This window comes from Chitinilyticum aquatile DSM 21506 (assembly GCF_000430805.1).
GTDB lineage: Bacteria > Pseudomonadota > Gammaproteobacteria > Burkholderiales > Chitinibacteraceae > Chitinilyticum > Chitinilyticum aquatile.
Genome location: NZ_AUMS01000008.1, coordinates 179,375 through 198,163, shown reverse-complemented (window position 1 = coordinate 198,163; position 18,789 = coordinate 179,375). Strand labels below are relative to the sequence as shown.

17 protein-coding genes are annotated in these 18,789 nt (G+C 62.5%); 7 read left to right on the top strand and 10 right to left on the bottom strand.

The annotated features are described in order from the left end of the window. Positions 1-151: 151 nt before the first annotated feature. Positions 152-3,274 carry an efflux RND transporter permease subunit gene (locus tag H559_RS19415; protein ID WP_034640167.1) on the bottom strand — a complete coding sequence of 1,041 codons (3,123 nt, stop codon included), beginning with the start codon at positions 3,272-3,274 and terminating at the stop codon, positions 152-154. Positions 3,275-3,341: 67 nt separating this feature from the next. Continuing rightward, the gene (locus H559_RS0107610) at positions 3,342-4,481 is read right to left on the bottom strand and encodes an efflux RND transporter periplasmic adaptor subunit (protein WP_028452214.1); all 1,140 of its coding nucleotides are present in this window, start codon (positions 4,479-4,481) and stop codon (positions 3,342-3,344) included. Positions 4,482-4,776: 295 nt separating this feature from the next. Between H559_RS0107610 and H559_RS0107605 the strand changes: the two genes are divergently transcribed. Together H559_RS0107605 and H559_RS21590 are read left to right on the top strand one after the other, a co-directional pair. Beyond that, complete coding sequence (locus H559_RS0107605) at positions 4,777-5,190, top strand: hemerythrin domain-containing protein (RefSeq protein WP_028452213.1); 414 nt, start codon at positions 4,777-4,779, stop codon at positions 5,188-5,190. Between the two features lie 322 nt (positions 5,191-5,512). After that, complete coding sequence (locus H559_RS21590) at positions 5,513-5,836, top strand: hypothetical protein (protein ID WP_155845332.1); 324 nt, start codon at positions 5,513-5,515, stop codon at positions 5,834-5,836. A gap of 332 nt (positions 5,837-6,168) precedes the next feature. On the opposite strand, the gene H559_RS0107595 is transcribed toward H559_RS21590, so the two are convergent. From H559_RS0107595 to H559_RS0107575, 5 genes are all read right to left on the bottom strand, one after another. After that, a complete protein-coding gene (locus H559_RS0107595) occupies positions 6,169-6,795 on the bottom strand; it encodes a 3'-5' exonuclease (RefSeq protein WP_081412926.1) in 627 nt (208 codons plus the stop codon). 57 nt (positions 6,796-6,852) lie between these two features. After that, positions 6,853-8,127 carry a dihydroorotase gene (locus H559_RS0107590; RefSeq protein ID WP_034640165.1) on the bottom strand — a complete coding sequence of 425 codons (1,275 nt, stop codon included), beginning with the start codon at positions 8,125-8,127 and terminating at the stop codon, positions 6,853-6,855. Further along, the gene (locus H559_RS0107585) at positions 8,127-9,089 is read right to left on the bottom strand and encodes an aspartate carbamoyltransferase catalytic subunit (protein ID WP_028452210.1); all 963 of its coding nucleotides are present in this window, start codon (positions 9,087-9,089) and stop codon (positions 8,127-8,129) included. The genes H559_RS0107590 and H559_RS0107585 overlap by 1 nt, the downstream gene beginning before the upstream one ends. Beyond that, entirely contained in the window at positions 9,082-9,540 is a 459-nt protein-coding gene (ruvX, locus tag H559_RS0107580; protein ID WP_028452209.1) for a Holliday junction resolvase RuvX, read from the bottom strand. The genes H559_RS0107585 and ruvX overlap by 8 nt, the downstream gene beginning before the upstream one ends. A gap of 78 nt (positions 9,541-9,618) precedes the next feature. Further along, complete coding sequence (locus H559_RS0107575) at positions 9,619-10,170, bottom strand: YqgE/AlgH family protein (RefSeq protein ID WP_211230906.1); 552 nt, start codon at positions 10,168-10,170, stop codon at positions 9,619-9,621. 155 nt (positions 10,171-10,325) lie between these two features. On the opposite strand from H559_RS0107575, the gene H559_RS0107570 reads away from it, so the two are divergent. After that, a complete protein-coding gene (locus tag H559_RS0107570; protein WP_034640162.1) occupies positions 10,326-10,961 on the top strand; it encodes an SMI1/KNR4 family protein in 636 nt (211 codons plus the stop codon). A gap of 3 nt (positions 10,962-10,964) precedes the next feature. On the opposite strand, the gene H559_RS0107565 is transcribed toward H559_RS0107570, so the two are convergent. Next, positions 10,965-12,101, bottom strand: coding sequence for an amidohydrolase family protein (locus H559_RS0107565; RefSeq protein ID WP_028452206.1), 1,137 nt, complete (start codon positions 12,099-12,101; stop codon positions 10,965-10,967). A gap of 84 nt (positions 12,102-12,185) precedes the next feature. Beyond that, positions 12,186-13,139, bottom strand: a complete 954-nt coding sequence (locus tag H559_RS21585) for an AraC family transcriptional regulator (RefSeq protein WP_162143305.1) — start codon at positions 13,137-13,139, stop codon at positions 12,186-12,188. 271 nt (positions 13,140-13,410) lie between these two features. Between H559_RS21585 and H559_RS0107555 the strand changes: the two genes are divergently transcribed. Together H559_RS0107555 and H559_RS0107550 are read left to right on the top strand one after the other, a co-directional pair. Then, positions 13,411-14,301 carry a prohibitin family protein gene (locus H559_RS0107555; protein WP_028452204.1) on the top strand — a complete coding sequence of 297 codons (891 nt, stop codon included), beginning with the start codon at positions 13,411-13,413 and terminating at the stop codon, positions 14,299-14,301. Between the two features lie 54 nt (positions 14,302-14,355). Next, positions 14,356-15,762 carry a cryptochrome/photolyase family protein gene (locus H559_RS0107550; RefSeq protein ID WP_034640293.1) on the top strand — a complete coding sequence of 469 codons (1,407 nt, stop codon included), beginning with the start codon at positions 14,356-14,358 and terminating at the stop codon, positions 15,760-15,762. A 24-nt stretch (positions 15,763-15,786) separates the two neighbouring features. Here the strand turns inward: H559_RS0107550 and H559_RS0107545 are convergent, their stop codons facing one another. Next, a complete protein-coding gene (locus H559_RS0107545) occupies positions 15,787-17,031 on the bottom strand; it encodes a GGDEF domain-containing protein (RefSeq protein ID WP_028452202.1) in 1,245 nt (414 codons plus the stop codon). A gap of 197 nt (positions 17,032-17,228) precedes the next feature. Between H559_RS0107545 and H559_RS0107540 the strand changes: the two genes are divergently transcribed. Together H559_RS0107540 and H559_RS21580 are read left to right on the top strand one after the other, a co-directional pair. Next, positions 17,229-17,990 carry a DUF6882 domain-containing protein gene (locus H559_RS0107540; RefSeq protein ID WP_028452201.1) on the top strand — a complete coding sequence of 254 codons (762 nt, stop codon included), beginning with the start codon at positions 17,229-17,231 and terminating at the stop codon, positions 17,988-17,990. Positions 17,991-18,022: 32 nt separating this feature from the next. Further along, on the top strand, positions 18,023-18,748 hold the full coding sequence (locus tag H559_RS21580; RefSeq protein WP_051279074.1) for a DUF6882 domain-containing protein: 726 nt from the start codon (positions 18,023-18,025) through the stop codon (positions 18,746-18,748). Positions 18,749-18,789: the final 41 nt, after the last annotated feature.

Below are 18,789 nucleotides of genomic sequence, written 5' to 3'. Positions count from 1 at the left end.
TGTGTGCTGCTGGATGCACATGGCCGGTTTTCTGCGCCTGCAGAATTCGGCGGTGCTTGTTGCAAACGGAGTCTGCGTGCAGAGAGGAGAGGTTGCGATTGGGTATAGCCCTGTAGCCGTTTTATATAAATAGTTACAGGGCTATACCTTGTTATGGATTGATCTCTGCGGTGTTTGCGCGACGGCCCTTGAGCTTGCCCACGCACCAGCTGCCCAGGTCATCCAGATAGGTGAAAACCACCGGCACCACGACCAGCGTCAGCAGGGTGGACGTGATCAGCCCGCCGATGATGGCGTGCGCCATCGGCGCGCGTGCTTCGGCGCCTTCGCCGATGGCGAGCGCCAGCGGCAGCATGCCGACAACCATGGCTGCCGTCGTCATCAGGATCGGGCGCAGTCGCACCCGGCCGGCTTCCGCGATCGCCGCGGCCCGCTCCATGCCTTGCTGGCGCAGGTGATTGACGAAGTCGACCAGCAGAATCGCATTCTTCGTCACCAGCCCCATGAGCATGATGATGCCGATGACCGAGAAGATGTTCAGCGTGCTGCGCCAGACCAGCAGTGCCAGCAGCACGCCGACGATCGACAGCGGCAGCGAGGTCATGATCGCCAGAGGTTGCAGGAAGCTGCCGAACTGCGAGGCGAGAATCATGTAGATGAAGATCACCCCCAGCGCGAGTGCGGCAACGGCATAACCCGCCGATTCGGCCATGTCCTTCGCATCGCCCTGCGCGTCGAAACGGTAGCCGGGGGGCAGCTTGAAGTTCTGCTGCAGGGCGGCGATGTCATTCTGGATTTCGCCCGAAGTCCGGCCGCTGACGTTGGCGGTGATCCAGACTTCCCGCATCATCGCGCGGCGGTTGACCTGAACCGGGCTGGTGCTGGCCTTCAGCTCGGCTACGCTGGACAGCGGCACCAGCACCGGATTGCCGCTGGCGTCGACCTTGCTGCTGGGCAGGTAGAGGCTTTCGAGCTGGCTGCCGGTCTGGCGCGCCTCCGCCGGCAGACGCACGATCACGTCGTAGTTTTCGCCGTCGGGAGCCTGCCAGTTGGTCGCCTTCTCACCGGCCACCAGCGGGCGCAGCGCTGCGCCGATACTGTTGAGGGACAAGCCCAGATCGGCTGCCAGCGGGCGGTCGACTTCCACATTCAGCGCCGGCTTGCCGGCCTTCTGCGTCGAGTCGACGTCGACCACGCCGGGGATTTTCGCGAGTTTTGCCGCGAAATCCTGGCTGAGCCGGTCCAGCTCCTTCAGATCGCTGCCCTGCAGCGAAATGGCAATCGGTTTGCCGTCCGGCCCGCCGCCGCCCAGCCCGCTGATGTTGTTGATCGTCACGCCGGCGATGTTCTCCAGGCGGTCACGCAGGAGCGGGATCAGCTCGGCCTGCGAGCGGCTGCGCTCCTTGCGCGGCTTCAGGATCAGCGTCAGGTTGCCGTCGTGCTTGCTGCCGCCTTCGCCGGCATTCAGCGTGGCGTAGGTCTGCAGCACTTCCGGAAATTCGCGCAGTGCCGCGTCGATCTGGCGGGTTTTATCCGCGGTGTAGTCGAGCGCCGAGCCCACCGGCAGGCTATAGCTCACGCCGATGCGCGACAGATCCGACTGCGGCACGAATTCGCTGCCGATGAAGCGCGCCAGCATGAAGGCGGCGACGAGGCTGCCAAGACCAATGGCCAGCACGCTCTTGCGGTATCGCAGACCCCAGCCGATCACCTTGCCATACAGCACACCCAGGCGTTCGAGCGCATTCTCGAAGGCATCAAGCAGCTTGCCCAATGGGCGTTTCCCGCCGTGCACGTGCGGATCGGGCCAGACCGACGAGAGCATCGGGTCCAGCGTGAACGACACGAACATCGATATCAGCACCGCCGCGCACACCGTCAGGCCGAACTGGTGGAAAAAGCGCCCGATGATGCCGCCCATGAAGCCGACCGGCAGGAACACCGCGACGATGGTCGACGTCGTGGCGAGCACCGCCAGGCCGATTTCGCGCGTACCGTCCATGGCCGCCTGGAAATGCCCCTTGCCCATGGCCGCATGGCGCACGATGTTCTCGCGCACGACGATGGCATCGTCGATCAGCAGGCCCACGCACAGCGACAGCGCCATCATCGTCATCACGTTGATGGTGAAGCCGGCAAGGCTCAGGATCCAGAAGCTGCCGATCAGCGCCACCGGCAGCGTGAGGCCGGTAATCACCGTCGAGCGCCAGGAGCCGAGGAACAGGAACACGATCAGCACGGTCAGCGCCGCGCCTTCGAGCATGGTGGTGCGCACATCGGCCAGCGAATTGCGGATGCCGGTCGAGCTGTCGTTCAGCACGGTGAGTTTGATACCGTCGCCCGAGAGTTCGGTATTGAGCTCGGCCATCATTGCCAGAATGTCGTCGCTGACCTGCACCGTGTTGGCGCCGTCGATCTTGGTGATGTCGAGCGACATGGCCGGCTTGCCGTTCACCAGTGCCAGCGATTCGAGCGGGGCTTCGCCGTCGCGAATAGAGGCAACATCGCGCAGGTAAACCGGCGCGCCATTGCGCTGCGCGATCACCAGGCCGGCAAAATCGCCGGGGGCATGCAGCCGACCGCGAATCTGCACCAGGCGCTCCTGCTGGCGGTATTCCAGCGTACCCACCGGCAATTCGGCGTTTTCCTGCTTGAGCACGCTGATTACGTCGTTCACCGTCAACTGGCGGGCGGCCAGCTCCGCCGGCTTGAGCAGCACTTCCACCGCACGGCTGCGCCCGCCGATCAGCTCGACGCGGCCGACACCGTTGATCGTTTCAAAGCGCTTCTTGATGAACTGCTCGCTGCGGCTGGTCAGCTCGCGCGGGGCCAGCTTGTCGCTGGTAATGGCCAGCGACACGATGGGGCGATCCGCCGGGTCGAAGCGGCGGATGACCGGCGTTTCGACTTCCTTGCGGAACAGCGGCGTCACGCCGGCCATTTTTTCGCGCACATCCTGCACGGCCTTGTCCGGGTCGACGCTGAGGTCGAATTCGGCAATCACCACCGACACCCCCTCATAGCTGTGCGAATACAGCTGCTTCAGGCCGCCGACGGTGTTCATGGCTTCCTCCACCTTGCGGGTGACTTCGGACTCCACCACTTCCGGCCCGGCACCGGGGTAGGCGGTCTGCACATAGACCACCGGAAATTTCACATCGGGGAATTCTTCAACGGCGAGGCGCTGCAGGGAAAAGAAACCCAGTACGAACAGCGACAGCATCATCATGGTCGCAAATACCGGGTTGTTCAGGCTGACACGAGTGAACCACATGGCAAAACTCCGGGTATATCCCGCTAGGCATTACAAATAAAGGGCTATGGGCTGATACGGGCAGGTGTTACTGATAGCCCTTGGGCAGGCGCACGGGCTGGCCATCGCCGGTGCCCGGCGGAGCAATGCGCAGCACGATCGTGCCGGCCGGCAGGCTGCCCTGTGCTGCGCCTTCCACGGCTGCCATGCCGGTCGACGGATTGCTTTCCAGCACCGCAACCTTGCGGCGGACGATCCTGCCATCCTGCACCGTGAAGACATATGTTGCCCCCTGTTCCTCGCGAATCGCTGCCTGTGGCACGCTCAGCACGTCGCTGCGCGCGGCCAGATCGAGCCGCGCCTGCGCATACATGCCGCTCTTGAGCGGGCCATTGCGGTTGTCGACCTTCACGAACACCGGCACGCTGCGGCTGGCGTCGGCCTGCGGCGCGACGCGCGCGACCGTGCCGCTGAATTCCTGCGGAAAACCTTCGACGCGGAAATGCACGGTCTGCCCGGCCGCGATGCTGGCCAGTGCGCGCACCGGCACCTGCAGGCTGAGTTCCAGCTCGTCGAGATCGACCACGCTGAAGAGGTGGGCATTCATCCCCACATGCTGGCCCGGCTCGACCTTGCGCTCGGCCACGACGCCGGCAAAGGGCGCGCTGACCACGGCGTAGTTCATCGACTGCCTCGCCAGTGCCAGCTCGGCGAGGCTGGCCTGCAGATCGGCCTGGAAGACGGTGGACTGGCTGCGCGTGGCATCAAAGGCATTCTGCGAAATGAAGCGCTGCTCCAGCAGCTGGCGGTTGCGCGTCTCCACTTTCTGCTGCTGCTGCAGCTGCTCGCGGCTTTTCGCCACGATGGCTTCCTGCACGGCGACCTTCTGCGCCAGATCGCGCGTGGAAAAACGCGCCAGCTCCTGCCCGGCCTTCACCGCCTCGCCCGCGCGCACATTCACTTGCTGCACTTCGCCTTCGATCTGCGCGGTGAGAATGGTCTGGCGTACCGGCTGCAATTCGCCGGCCAGCTCGACCGAGCGGGCAAACGGCCCCTGGCTGACGCGGGCCAGATCGGCGGCGGAGAGCTCCAGCGTGCGGATTGCCGCAGGAGCGCTGGCCGTCTGGCCGGGCTGGCTGCCCTTCAGCAGCCAGAAGCCGGAACCGGCGAGAAGAACCACGAGCGGAAGCGCCAGCCAGATTTTGCGGGAACGAAACGAGAAGGCCATACCGGACATCCTGAAAGCATGAGGGTTTGCAGTGAGCGTGTACCTTAACCCAGGCGCATGCCCGGCGCTGTACCAGTCTTGCTATCTTGTCAGCCAGGCACTATCAAACGGGGTATTGCTCTGGATTCTTGGTTGGAGAATGGCTGTGGGCTGACAGGGTGGTAGGTATGCTGGTGCATTGCCTCCAGCCGGCGTCAGGCCGCCGCCCGCGCAGGCCTCGTTGACCTGCATCAAGCGCCCGTACGGTCGCCCCGACTAAGGTCTTTGTTTGAATACCGCAGCCCGGGAGCCGGACATGAGCATCTCCACCGCATTGCAAGCCCAGCACCGCCATTGTGACGCGCTGCTGACCGACGCCGAAGCCGCCGCCCGCCGCAAGGACTGGGCTGCGTGTGCGAGCGCCACTGCACGCTTTATCCTGGATACCGAAGCGCATTTCGCGCTTGAGGAAAACGCGATCTTCCCGGCGTTTGAAGCCGCCACCGGAATGGATAGCGGCCCGACGCAGATCATGCGCATGGAGCACACGGAAGCGCGCAGCCTGATCGCCGGCCTGAATGAAGCACTGGCCGCACACGACGCGGATGATTTCATCGGCGGCTGCGAAACGCTGCTGATCTTGCTGCAGCAGCACCACATGAAGGAAGAGAACATCCTCTACCCGATATGCGACCGCACGGTGCCCGAATTTGCCGACGAACTTGAATGAGCGGCATCACTGACCTCACCAGCCTGGTGCCGCCCGAGCCGCTGGAGCGCAGCCTGGCTGATTCGGCGCGGCCTGCGCCGGCGATGCTGCCGCCCTCCGTCTGCCACTCGTGCCGTGCCGCGCTTCGACCACCTGAAACTGCGCCCCTGTTTCAAGGAGAGCACTGCACAGCCTGATGGCACGGCAATTGTCAGTAATGTGCCGCAGTGATTATGCTTGCCGTGTCCGGGCATGAATTCCGCAGGCGGGAATCGGCCAGCTACGGACGCGTGCAATAAGCTGTTTTGGAATGATCTTGCAATCGCCGCTACACGTTCGCATCATGGAACAAGCGCAATTACCGGTGTCATGGGATATTCAAATGCCAAAATATCAGTTTTTCAAACGATCAAGCGATGGTCAGGACGAGGTCTGCTATTTGTGCACCGATCATGCGCGGTTTCTTCCCGATAGGGAGCAATTGCTCGCCCAGGGTTTTGAGGTTGCCGGCTATATGATCCATGCGCCAGATGAAGCGGTTGCCATTGAACGTTTTAATGCCGAGATGGCTTGCCCCTTATTGGAAACCCCGGAAGGGCCGGCGACTTCTAACGAGCTGAAATGGTATCGTGAGGTTGTTTTAAAGTATATTCGCGATAAAGTGTGATTAAAAACAGGTTCGGGGTGGCGTTCAGTAGCTGGCCCGCAATGGTTCTTATTCAACCCCTTGACTGAATTTAAAATGTTTTGTGGCCTGCCCCAGCTCGTGTGCGTGCTTTGTTGGCGCGCAGCCCGCGTAGGTACGAATAGTGCAGCGTATTCGTACGCATGAAACCATCCGGACGATTACGCGATGCTAATCGTCCCTACCTTGATTTTTGAATCCGCGTAGCACGGTAGGATGGGTTGAGAGTCGCGATACCCACCGTCTAAATCCCGCCGCAGAGTCATGATGGGATCACCCTGCGGGCTCACCCCATCCTGCGAACTTCCCGCCACTTAGCCCTGCAGCGCCAGGTAGACTTGCAGCGGCACCCAGGCATCGTTGCCGGCATAACTCAGTTGCGCGTCGCTGTAGGGCAGCTTCGACCAGTTCGACGTCGTCACTTTTTTCGACTTGCGCAGATACTGCCCGAACACTCGAGCGACGGCCTGCACCGCGCCGACCGTGATGCGCTTCTCGCTGGCGAACAAGGTGCCGGCGTCGAGCACGCTGGCGCAGTGCACGCCGAGGCGCTCGCGTAGCCGCCGGAGATCCTCGCCGGTCTCGAAGCCGATCAGGGTGATCTTCCCCGACTCCAGCAGCATTTTCAGTTCTTCGGGCAGGCTGTGGTTCAGCACCGGAAACAGCCAGGCGTGCCTTGCCGTGGCCAGCTGCAGCAGATGCGGGCCGTCGCTTTTCTGGCCGGGGTGAAAGGTTGGTCGTGATTCGGTATCAAAGCCGACGACCGCACTGGCCTGCAGGTCGGCGAGTGCGGCGGCGAGCTGTTCGGCGGTGTGAACCAGCGTGATCTGTGCCAGCGGCAGGCCGGGATAGACCGGATAGGTTTTCAGCTCCTCACGCGGGATCTGGCGGGATTGGTGCTTGGGTATGTGGTTAGTAGCTATGTTTTTATTTGCTTCCATTGATATACCCTTGAAAAACAAAAAGCCCGGCGCGCGGCCGGGCTCTTGTGGTGATGCTCAGGCGCTGTACACGACCTTGCCCTTGACTACCGTGTGGCGTACGCGGCCGACCACTTCGTGATTGAGGAAAGGGGTGTTCTTGCCGCTGCTCTTGAGTGCCGCCGGCGTGACTTGCCAGGCTTCACCGGCATTGAACAGCACCAGGTCGGCGCGCATGCCGACCGACAGGCCCGCTTCGAAACCCAGCGCTTTCGCCGGAACGGTGCTGATCTTGGCCAGTGCGGCCGGCAGGCTGATGCTGTTGCGGCTCGCCCAGGCCAGCGTCAGCGGCAGCAGCAGCTCCAGACCAGTCGCACCACGCTCGGCCTGTGCAAAGGGCAGCAGCTTGCCGTCGTCGTCGACCGGCGCGTGATCCGAGCAGACGATATCGATGGTGCCGTCGTTCAGCGCCGCCACAATCGCGTCACGGTCGGAGACCGCGCGCAGCGGCGGGTCGAAGCGGAATTGCGAGTCGAAGAAACCGATATCCACGTCGGCCAGATGGATGTGGTTGATGTCCACATCGCAGGTCAGCGGCAGGCCTTCCTGCTTGGCCGCACGGATCAGCGCCAGGCCGTCCGCGCTGGAGACGCGGGCGAGGTGCACCTTGCAACCGGTTGCCTTCACCAGCTGCAGGATCTGTGCGATGGCGATGGTCTCGGCAATCACCGGAATGCCGGTGAGCCCCAGGCGGGAGGCATAGGGGCCGTCGTGTGCGACGCCGTCGTTCACCAGGCTGGCTTCTTCCGGGCGCAGGCGCAGCTCGAAGCCGTAGTTGGCGGCGTATTGCATGGCGCGATACAGCACCTGCAGATCGGCAATCGGTACATCGCCTTGTGAAAACGCCACGCAGCCGGCGTCTTTCAGCAGCGCCATCTCGGTGATCTGCTTGCCCTTCAGGCCCACGGTCAGCGCGCCGACCGGGTAGACGCGGGCAAGGTCCAATGTCTTGGAGCGCTGGCGCAGCATGGTAACCAGACCGACTTCATCGAGCGCAGGATCGGTATCCGGTGTGCAGACCACGCTGGTCACGCCGCCGGCCACCGCCGCAGCCATCTCGGACGCCAGCGTTGCCTTGTATTCATTGCCCGGTTCGCGCAGACGCGCGGCAAAATCCACGAGGCCCGGCGCGACGATCAGGCCGCTGGCATCGATGACTTCGTCAGCCACAAAACCGGCCGGCGCAGTACCGATGCCCGCAATCTTGCCGTTGGCGACGAAGAGGTCGGCCTGTTGCTCGGTGCCGGCCAGCGGGTCAACCAGGCGGCCGTTCTGGATGTGGATGTTTTTCATTATTTCGCACTCCGCTGGTTGGCCGTCACGATGGAAAGCACCGCCATGCGCACGGCGATGCCAAAGGTCACCTGCGGCAGGATCACGGCTTGTTTGCCGTCGGCGACGACCGAGTCGATCTCCACACCGCGGTTCATCGGGCCCGGATGCATCACGATGGCATCGGGTTTGGCCAGCGCCAGTTTTTCCTCGGTGAGACCGTAGTACTTGAAGAATTCCTGCGTGCTGGGCAGGTAGGCGCCGCTCATGCGTTCGTTCTGCAGGCGCAGCATCGCGACGACATCCACGTCCTTCAGGCCTTCTGCCATGTCGTGGTAGACGTGGACGCCCAGTTGCTCGACGGCGGTCGGCAGCAGGGTTTTCGGCGCAATCACGCGGATTTCCGGGCAGCCCAGCGTCGAGAGGGCGTGAATCTGCGAACGGGCAACGCGCGAATGCAGGATGTCGCCGACAATCGCCACGCGCAGCTTGGTGAAGTCCTGCTTGTAATGCCGGATGGTGAACATGTCGAGCATGGCCTGTGTCGGGTGTGCATGACGGCCATCGCCGGCATTCACCACCGAGACCCCCGGCTTCACGTGGCGGGCAATCAGGTGGGCCGCGCCCGACTCGGAGTGGCGCACGACAAACAGATTGGCGCCCATCGCTTCGAGGTTGTGAATGGTGTCGAGCAGCGTTTCGCCCTTGGCGGTGCTGGAGGCCTGGATGTTCAGGCTCGACACGTCGGCCGACAGGCGCTTGGCGGCGATTTCGAAGGTGGTGCGGGTGCGGGTCGAGTTCTCGAAGAACAGGTTGAAGACCGAAGCGCCAGCCAGATCGGAAAATTTCTGGTTTACCAGCTCACCGTCTTTCACAAATTCGGCAGCTTTGTCGAGAATCTGCGTGAGGATCTTGCGTGACAGACCTTCGGTTGTCAGCAGGTGGATCAGCTCGCCCTGCGCATTCAATTGCGGGTTAATCATCGGAGTTCTCCTCTGCCCGTGCAGGCAGATCGATTGCGGTTTCCGGGGTATCAAAATAGCTTTGCAGGATCTGCATCGCGGCGACCTGGTCGAGCGCGGGTTTCTGCCTGCGGCCGCGCACGCCGATCTCGTTGAGGTGTTCCGTGGCAGCGGCGGACGACAGGCGCTCGTCCACCAGTTTCACCGGCAGGGCAAAGCGCCCGGCCAGCCGGCGGGCGAAGCGCGTGGTCTGCCGCGTCATTTCGGTTTCCGTGCCGTCCATGTGGGTGGACAGGCCGACGACCAGCAGCGCCGGCTCCCATTCTTTCAGCAGCGCGGCGATGCGCTTGAATTTCGTGTCGTTGTCGATGGCGGCAATGGTTTCGACCGGATGCGCAATGCCCAGCTCGGTGCTGCCCATGGCCACACCGATGCGGCTGGTGCCAAAGTCAAAGGCCAGTACCGTGCTCATTGCTTGATACTCATTGGTGTATTGGCTTGCAGCCATTCAACCGAAATGGTTGTGGGCGTATACATGCTTGTTGTCTGCTCAGGCATGCCCGGCTTCCTGCGAGAGCATCGAGTAATCGACGCCCAGCAGCGCCAGTGCGGCGTCAAAGCGCTCTTCCACCGGCCTGTCGAAGATGACGGCGGGGTCGGCTTTGACTGTGAGCCACGAGTTCTGCACGATTTCGCTTTCCAGCTGGCCGGCTTCCCAGCCCGCATAGCCCAGCGTGATGATGAGCTTGTCCGGCCCGTGCCCATCGCCGACGGCCTGCAGGATGTCTTTCGACGTGGTCAGGCCGATGTCGTCGGAAACGGCCAGTGACGATTGCCAGCTGCCCAGCGGGCTGTGCAGCACGAAGCCGCGGTCGGTCTGCACCGGGCCGCCGAAACACACTTGCAGCCCGGCCACATCCGGGCGGTGCAGCTCGATGTCGATCTGCTCGAAAAGCTGGGTGAGCGTCAGCTCGAGCGGCTTGTTCACCAGCACGCCCATCGCGCCTTTTTCCGTGTGTTCGCAGATGAAGGCCAGCGAACCGGAAAACAGCGGATCGGCGAGGTTCGGCATCGCGATGAGGAAGTGGTGGGTGAGGTCCATGGTTTGCGCTTTTTCCATGGCCGCAATTATCGCACAGACGGCGGTGAAACTGCGCGCCGGCTGTGGATCACGAAGCGTGGTTCGGCCGGTTTGCGGCTGGCTGGCCGGGCAGCGCACAATGCGCAGCAACAGACGCGTAGAAGGGAGAGCTGGCGATGCATGATTCACAACTGCAGAACGATGATTGGCCACCCGCCGGCTGTCCGCCGCTGGACTGGCCCGAGCTGCCCGATGCGGCCGCTCGGCTTGCCTGGTATCGCGCAGTCATCGCCGCTTATGGCGAGCTTTGGGCCGGGCATGCCACTGCGCCGCGTGTTCAGCCTGTCACGGAAACCGCGCTGGCTGAGCTGGAAGCACGGCTGGATTGCCGACTTCCAGCCGATCTGCGGCAGTGGCACAGCGAGCTGGGTGTACTTGCACTGGCCGAAGTGCTTTGCAGCGTTGCACCAGATGGCACAACGCCGATCGAGCCCCTGCTGGATGCCTTTCCCGCGATTGCCGATCTGTGTGACGATGCCCCGGAGTTGCTGGCGTTGGCCGGTGAGCTGGTGGCGTTTGGTGATTACCTCGGCAATGGCAATCTGTTCTGTTTTCATCGCACGAGCGGCGAGGTGTATTACTTCGACCATGACGATGGGGCGCTGCTCACCCCCATGTTTCCGGCGGTGGCAGACTACCTTGATGCACTGATGATCCGGACACTTGCGGAAATCCACGAGGATGATGTGCGTGGTGAAGCGCTGCTGGCCGAACGCATCGGGCCAGCCCTGGTCCGCAAGTGGTTGTACTGACACTCAGCGGCCGGCAGGCCTGACCTGCTCGCCGCCCAGCCAGACCTGTGCCGGAGTGAACAGCGCCCGGATGTCCGCGAGCGGGTCGCCGCTTACCACGAGCAGGTCGGCCCGTTTGCCCGGTTCAATGGTGCCGAGGTCGGCCAGTCGTCCGCTGGCTTCGGCCGCATTGCGGGTGCCGGCAACGATGATGTCCATGGGCGCCAGCCCGGCTTTTTGCAGCAGCAGCACTTCGGTGCGCGGAAAACCGCGATCAAAGGGGGTGATGTAGCCGCCGAAATCGGTGCCCAGAGCGATCTTGCCTCCGGTGCGGAAGAACACGCCGGTGTTGGCAACGGCAACATCGCCCCAGTTGATACCGTGCCGTTGCTGCACTCCTTGCCAGAGTTCCAGCGTCGGCACCCAGATGATGCCTTGCGCGGCGATGCGTTCTGCCAGCGGCATGGGTAGCGGCTCGACCACCATGTGGGCGAAATCGGTGGCGCCGATGTCGAGTGCCTGCGGCAGCAGGCGGGCATGGCTGATGTGAACGGCGACCGGCATGCCGAGCGCCCGGGCCCGGCTTGCCATGGCGCGGGCCGTGTCCGGCGGCAGCACCTGCCAGTTCCGCCCCTGCAGATTGTCTTCCTGGGTGAGTTTGATGAGGTCGTAGCCTAGGCGATGAGCGCGTTCCACCAGCGCGATGCCTTCGGCCTTGCTGTTGACGAATACGCTGCCATAGCCGCCGGCCGGACCGATCAGCGGCGTCGCAGCGATCAGGCGCGCGTGTCCGCTTGCTTGCTTCAGGGCGTTGCGCTCGAGCCCGTTTTCCAGCTGGCCTTCGGTGCCCAGATCTCGCACGCTGGTCACGCCGCCCTGCAGCCAGTCCTTCAGGTTCTGGCTGGTGTAGGCGCCGTGCACATGCGCATTGATGAAGCCGGGCAGGATGGTGAGCCCCTTGAGATTGACTTCCCGATAGCCGGCGGGCAGCGGGCCGGCGGGCTGGATCGCCTCGATCCTGCCGTCACGCAGCAGCAGTGTGACGTCGTCGCGCGGAGGCGCGCCCGTGCCGTCGATCAGCCGTGCGTGGCTTAATGCAAGAGGCTGGGCGCAGGCGGAGCCCAAAAACAGACAGAACAGCAGGCCGAGCAGCGTTTTCATGATGGCGCTTCCCTCACTGGATGATGATGAATCATCGGGGGAAACGTGCTCTCGTACTGTCCGGAACTTGCGGTCTTGTGCGGGTCAGTATTTGCAGGGGGCCCGGCGCACCGGCACCAGAATGTATCCCTCAGGAATGCCGCCAGTGGTGGTGAAGTATTCGCGGAACTCGCGGTCTTCGACAATCCAGCCTGAATCCGGCAGCCATTCGTTCAGATAGTGCAGCAGGGCGGCATAGGGATTGCCGCTGAAGGGCAGCAGGGCAAAGCGGCCACCAGGCAGGATGCGGTTGCCGATTTCCCCGCTGACCGTGGCGCCCGGCGGCAATGGGAAGCAGCAGTCGTAACTCTCGACATCGATGCCCTGCAGTGTCGAGTAACCGTAAAAGCAGCCGATGGCCTGCGGGTGCGGGCTGGCAAATGTCTGCTGCCTGTACCAGCGATACAGTTTTTCCCACTCCAGGCTCAGTGCCCAGCCATTGATGCCCCGGCTGCGCAGGTAGGCAACCTGCTCGGGCGGGATGACTTCGGTTTCGATCCGGCCATTGCTGGTTTGCAGTGGCGGCTCCGGTGGCAGTTGTGCCGTGTACTGTTGCTGGCGCATCTGCTGCTGGAGCAGCAGGCGTGCTTCATGTTCCCGAGCACCGCCGCTGCGCCACTGGCTTGGGCTCATGCCGAATTTTTGCTGGAAGCTGCGGGAGAAACTGGCTGCCGTGCCAAACCCGCCATCCAGCGCCAGCTGGCCGATGGGCAGGTGCGCTTCGTTGACCAGCCGGCCTGCGACGCGGGTCAGCCTGCGACGGTTGACGAAATCGTGACAGGTTTCGCCCGTGATGGTCTGGAAAATCCGGTGGAAATGAAAGGGTGAATAGTGCGCCATCGCGGCCAGTGCCGGCAGGTGCAGCGGCTGATCCAGCCGTGCTTCGATCAAGTCAATCGCACGGTTGATGCGCACGGTCTGCCAGGGGCGGGGCAAAGCGCCATCGGCTGCAGTCGCAGAATCGGCTTCTTCCTCCGGTACTGGAATTCCGGCGTGCATGACAGGTGCATCCTTGCTCTGGTTGCCGCCCGGGCCAGGCGGCTGGTGTTGCGGGGGCTGCCCCATTCTATGCCCGATGCATCCGCCGCCTTTTTGCTGCGCATCAGAAAACGTGGTGTGTTGATGCCAGCTTTTCACCCCGCGCGCAGCGATCATCCGGCATCGGTTTGCGCCAGATGGTGCGCTGCACGATTTTTTACGGAATTTTTATACGTCTGGCGCTAGCGTGAATTTGTCGGGGGCAGGTCCCCCTGTTCAAGGGAACATCATCATGCGTCATTTGCTTGTCAAGGTTGCCGCCGGGCTGGGTGTACTGCTGCTTGTCTTTGTCTTGTTGCGGGCCACTGTGCTGGACTGGACCATCATTCCGCCGGGCTATACCGGCATCAAGATCAACCGGCTCGTTGATCGTGGCATTACCCGGGAAAATGTCGTGACCGGCTTTGTTTTCTTCAATCCGATCCAGACCAGCATCGTCATCTACCCCACCTTTGTGCAGCGCGTGGTATGGACGCACGATGTCAACGAAGGCTCGCCGACCAATGAAGAGCTGACCATCAATACCAAGGATTCGGTGCCCGTGAATCTGGATGTTGCCGTGTCCTACATGCTGGATTCGCAACGGGTGCCCGAGTTTTATACCCAGTTCCGTGCCGACAGCATCAGTGGCTTCACGCACGGCTATCTGCGCGACACCGCCCGCAATGTGGTCGTCGCTGTGGGCTCGGAATACACCTTTGACGACATCAACGGGGCGAAAAAGGAGGAATTCCTCGGCCGGGTTTCGAAGGAGCTGAACGCGCGCGTCCAGCCACTCGGGGTCAGTGTCCAGCAGTTTGGCCTCGTTGGTGCCCTGCGCCCGCCGCAATCGCTGCTTGAGGCGGTCAATGCCAAGACCAAGGCCATCCAGGATGCCATCCGCACCGAAAACGAGGTGAGGGCGGCACAGGCAGAGGCCCGCAAGCGCGTGGCCATCGCCGAAGGCGAGGCTGCAGCCAACCGTGCACTGGCCTCGTCGCTGGACGAGCGCCTGCTCTCCTGGGAACAGCTCAAGCTGCAGAAGGTGGCGATCGAGAAATGGAACGGTGAAATGCCCTCGGTACTGAGCGGTAGCGGACAGGGAATGCTGTTCAACATTCCGGTTGCAGCACACGGCAAGTAAAGCGGCCACGATGCTGGCACAATGGGGCAATTCCATTCCTGCTCCATTGTGCCCATGGCCCCGACCGTTCTGCTCTGGCTGCGCCGCGATCTGCGGCTGCACGATCACGCGGCGCTGTACCACGCGCTGAAATCCGGCCAGCCGGTGATTCCGGTGTTCGTGTTCGATACCGACATCCTCGCCGGCTTGCCTAAGGATGACCGCCGCGTCGAGTTCATCTGGGAAAGCCTGAAGCAGCTCAAAGCCGAGCTGCTGAAACACGGTGGCGATCTGGTGGTGCGCCACGGCCGCGCCATCGAGCTGATTCCGCAGCTGGCCGCCGAGTTTGGCGCCCATGCCGTCTACACCAATCACGATTACGAGCCGTCCGCGATATACCGTGACCAGTGTGTGGCTAAAGCCCTTTCAGAAAAAGGGCTACAGCTGCATACCTTCAAGGATCAGGTGGTGTTCGAGCGCGCCGAGGTGCTGACCAAAACCGGCGGCATGTATTCCGTCTTCACGCCCTACAAGCGCGCCTGGCTGGCGCAGCTCAACGACTTCTACCTCAAGCCCTATCCGGTCGCGCGCTATCTGCAGCAGCTGGCGCGGCTGCCGGCGCAGTATTTCCCCAGCCTGAAAGAGCTGGGCTTTGTGCGCAGCAATCTGGCCGAGCTGAAAATGCCGCTGGGGCTCAAGGGCGGCGAGCAGCTGTTTGCCGACTTCTGCCAGCGTATTGATCGCTACCACGAGGCGCGCGATTTTCCGGCGGTGAAGGGGCCGTCGTATTTGTCGGTGCACCTGCGCTTTGGCACGGTGAGCGTGCGCGAGCTGGCGACTTACGCCTATCGCCACGGCGGCGCGGGGGCCGAGACCTGGCTGTCCGAGCTGATCTGGCGCGAGTTCTACATGCAGATCCTCTGGCACCGCCCGGAGGTGGTCGGGCATAGCTTCAAGCCCGAATACGACGCCCTGCCGTTTCCGAACCGCGAGGACTGGTTTGCCGCCTGGTGTGAGGGAAGGACAGGGTTTCCGATTGTCGACGCGGCGATGCGCCAGCTGAACCAGACCGGCTACATGCACAACCGCCTGCGCATGATTGTTGCCAGCTTTCTGGTGAAAGACCTGCTGATCGACTGGCGCTGGGGCGAGCGTTATTTTGCGGAAAAGCTGATCGACTTCGATCTGGCGGCGAACAATGGCGGCTGGCAGTGGGCGGCCTCGACCGGCTGCGATGCGCAACCGTATTTCCGCATTTTCAATCCGGTGAGCCAGTCGGAGAAATTCGACGGCGAGGGCAAGTTCATCAAGCGCTATTGCCCCGAGCTGGCCATGCTGCCGGCGAACGTCATCCACGCGCCCTGGCTGGCGAAGCCGCTGGAACTGCAGGCCGCGGGCATCACGCTGGGTGTCGATTATCCGCTGCCCATTGTTGACCATGCGGTGCAACGCGAGGCGGCGCTGGCGCTGTTCAAGCGCTGATTTGTACCTTGATGCAGGCGGGAATCAGTTTGCCACTTGTGTGGCAGGCAGGGGCAGGCGTTTGAGTTCGCCGTCCGGGGTGTGCAGATAGGCGCAGTCACGGCCATCCCGTTTGGCGCAATACATTGCCTGGTCAGCGTGCTTGTAAACCTGGCTGAAGGCCTCCAGCCCGGCAAAGTGTGCGATTCCTGCGCTCAGGGTGACCGGCTGGGAAATCAGCTCGGCACAGGCGTGCCGGATGTCTTTGCGCATGCGCTGCAGCAGGCTGGCAAGCTTGTCGGGCGTGCCGCCACACACGAGCAGGGCGATCTCGTCGCCACCGATGCGTACCGGCAGGTCGTCGCCCCGGCAGTGTTCCCGCACCGTGGCCCCCATGGCTGCCAGAATGGCGTCGCCTACCGGATGGCCATATTCATCATTGATGAGCTTGAACTGGTCCAGATCGAACAGCACCAGTGCCAGTGGCTCGGCATGCCGCAGGCAGCGCTGTTGCAGTGCGGATAGCGAAGCTTCCATGAACTGGCGGGTGGCCAGTCCGGTAAGGCTGTCGAAATTGGCGCGCTGTTCCAGCTGGCGCAGCGTGGCATTGAGCGCCTGCTCGGTGCGGACCTGCACGGTAATCAGGTCGACGCTGCTGCGCAGCAGGCTGAATACCACAGAGAAGAGCAGCACCATACCAACGGTATGATCCGCCAGCGGGTTGTTGCTGACTGCCAGGCCGTTGCCAAAATGTTCGGCAATGCGCAGTGTTTGCGCGCCGATCTGCAGGCTGAGCGCACCCAGCAGTAACCACAGCACCCGGTAAACAGGCCGCTCGCGGGTGATCAGCCAGAGCTGGCGCACGACGCTGGCCAGCAGCACGATCTGGAGTGTGGTGAAGATGATGATGCGCTGGTGCAGATCAGCGCCTTGTGCGACGGCCAATGCGTACAGCAGGGTAAAGAGCAGCGCGAGCAGCAGGCTTTGCTGCGGGTGCCAGGCTGGCGGGCGGTTGAAAAAGCGCCGCAGGCCCTGTTCGTAAAAGGCCGGCGCCAGCAAGAGCAGCAGCGTGTATAGCACGGGAAGCCAGCGCAGCGGCTCCAGCGCCTGGACGAGAACCAGGAGCCAGGCGAAACCCATGCACCACTCGGTGGCGACCCAGTTGCCAAAACCGGGGCCGGTGCGGCGCGTGCGCCAGACCAGCCACAGCAGCGCGCCGATCCCGAGATGGACCGCAGCGGTGAACAGGGTGATCGCCTGCAGCTGGGCAGGTGCAAACAGGGTGGTCATGAGGGCACACAGAAAGGGCTGACGAGAGTCATCAGCTTTTGCTGATGGTAGACAAGCTGCCGGATTATTACAACTTCCGGCAGCCTTCAAGCTCGCAAGCACGGGTGAGCTTGTTCACCTGTACGGCAGGCCGGCGTGGCTGTGCGGTGGCAAATCCGGTACGCTGCACTCCATTTCGCTTTTCGTAAGGTCATGGCGTGAACCTGCTTGCATCCCTTTCCGGCTGGCTGGGCAAAAACAGCGGCCCGGGTTCTGATGGCTTCAACCGTCTGCTGGTCGAGCACGCCGGGCTTGGCATGCTCAAGCAGATCGTGCTGGCGCAACGCGTTCCCGGTGATATCACGCAGTGCGATTGCGACATGGATCGCGGCCTGCTGATATTGGGAGATGGTTTCAAGGCCCGACCACAGATGATCGGATCGGGTAGCGCAGAGAAAAACAGCTGGTTATGGCCCTGGGCCAACCGCTTGCTCGGGCCGCCGTTGAAATATCAGCAGGATGTGTTGCAGCTCAAGGCGCTGGGCGAGGAGCAGGGTATCCCCGAGTTCACCAGCAAGGAGCTGCAATTCGGAAGCAGGTTGCAGGCGGAGCATCTGGCGCTCATCGCGGCCGGCATCTGCGGGCGCCATGGGCTGGTGCGCACCTCATCGACGCTGGTGTATGGCACGGTCCACAGCTGGTTCACCCTGAGCGATGTGCTGCCGCTGACTGCGGCGGAATGTCATGCCGGCAATCTGGTCGCGGCGATCCGCCGGGCTGCAGCGTGTTGTCCGGTGAACCAGCGCCGCATGGTCGAGCATTTTTTCAGTCAGCTCGAACTGGCTGCTCAGCCTGAGCCGGAGGCGCTGGTGGCGAGCTTGCCGGAAGGCGGGACGCTCCGGCTGAGCTTTGACCGCAAGGAGCGCATCAGTGCCATCAGTCTGGATGGCCAGAGTGTTCCTGTCGCCGCACCGCAATAATCAATCCGCATGTTTCATTTCAGGAGTAAACGATGGGCCTGTTTTCTTCGCTGTTTGGCGGCGAATCCATCCCGGCGACGCCAAGCTTTGCCAGTTTGTTCGAGGAGCATGCCGCGATGGGGATGCTCAAGCAGCAGGCCTTTGCGCGGCACATTGGCGAGGGGGATCGCTGGAATGCCGATCTTGATGCCGGCACGCTGTCATTCGACAACGGCTATACGGTGCCGGTGCAGCTGCTGGGAACCGAATCACTGCTGAGCCAGACCTGGCTGTGGAGCTGGGCGAATACGCAGCTGGGCTTGCCTGACGAATCGATGAGCGATGCGCTGGCGCTGCGCCAGCTGGGTGAAGATCAGAACATTGCCGAGCTGGCACAGGGTCAGGTCGATGTGGATGAGCATGTTGACGGTTACCGGCTGGCACTGATCGCGTGCGGCGTGCTTGAGCGTGGCGGTTTTTATCGCGGCGGCTACGACAATGGCGCGGCGTATCTGCTGGTGCAGGATGCGCCGCCGCTGGACGCGCAGGATGAGGGCGCCATGCAGCTCATCGGCGCGATCAACCGCGTGATCAGTGAATACGAGATCAATCATCGCGCAATGCTGCAGCATTTCTTCCGCCAGCTGGGCTACCCGGCTGTACCGGATCGGGACGATTACACCATCACGCTGCGCAGTGGCGAGCCGCTGACGATCCGCTTCAACGAGCGTGACCTGATTGCAGGGCTGGATTCGCAACTCCGCGTTGCTGCATTTTGATGTGGGTATATGGTTGAATCCATTTAAAATCAAGGGTTATG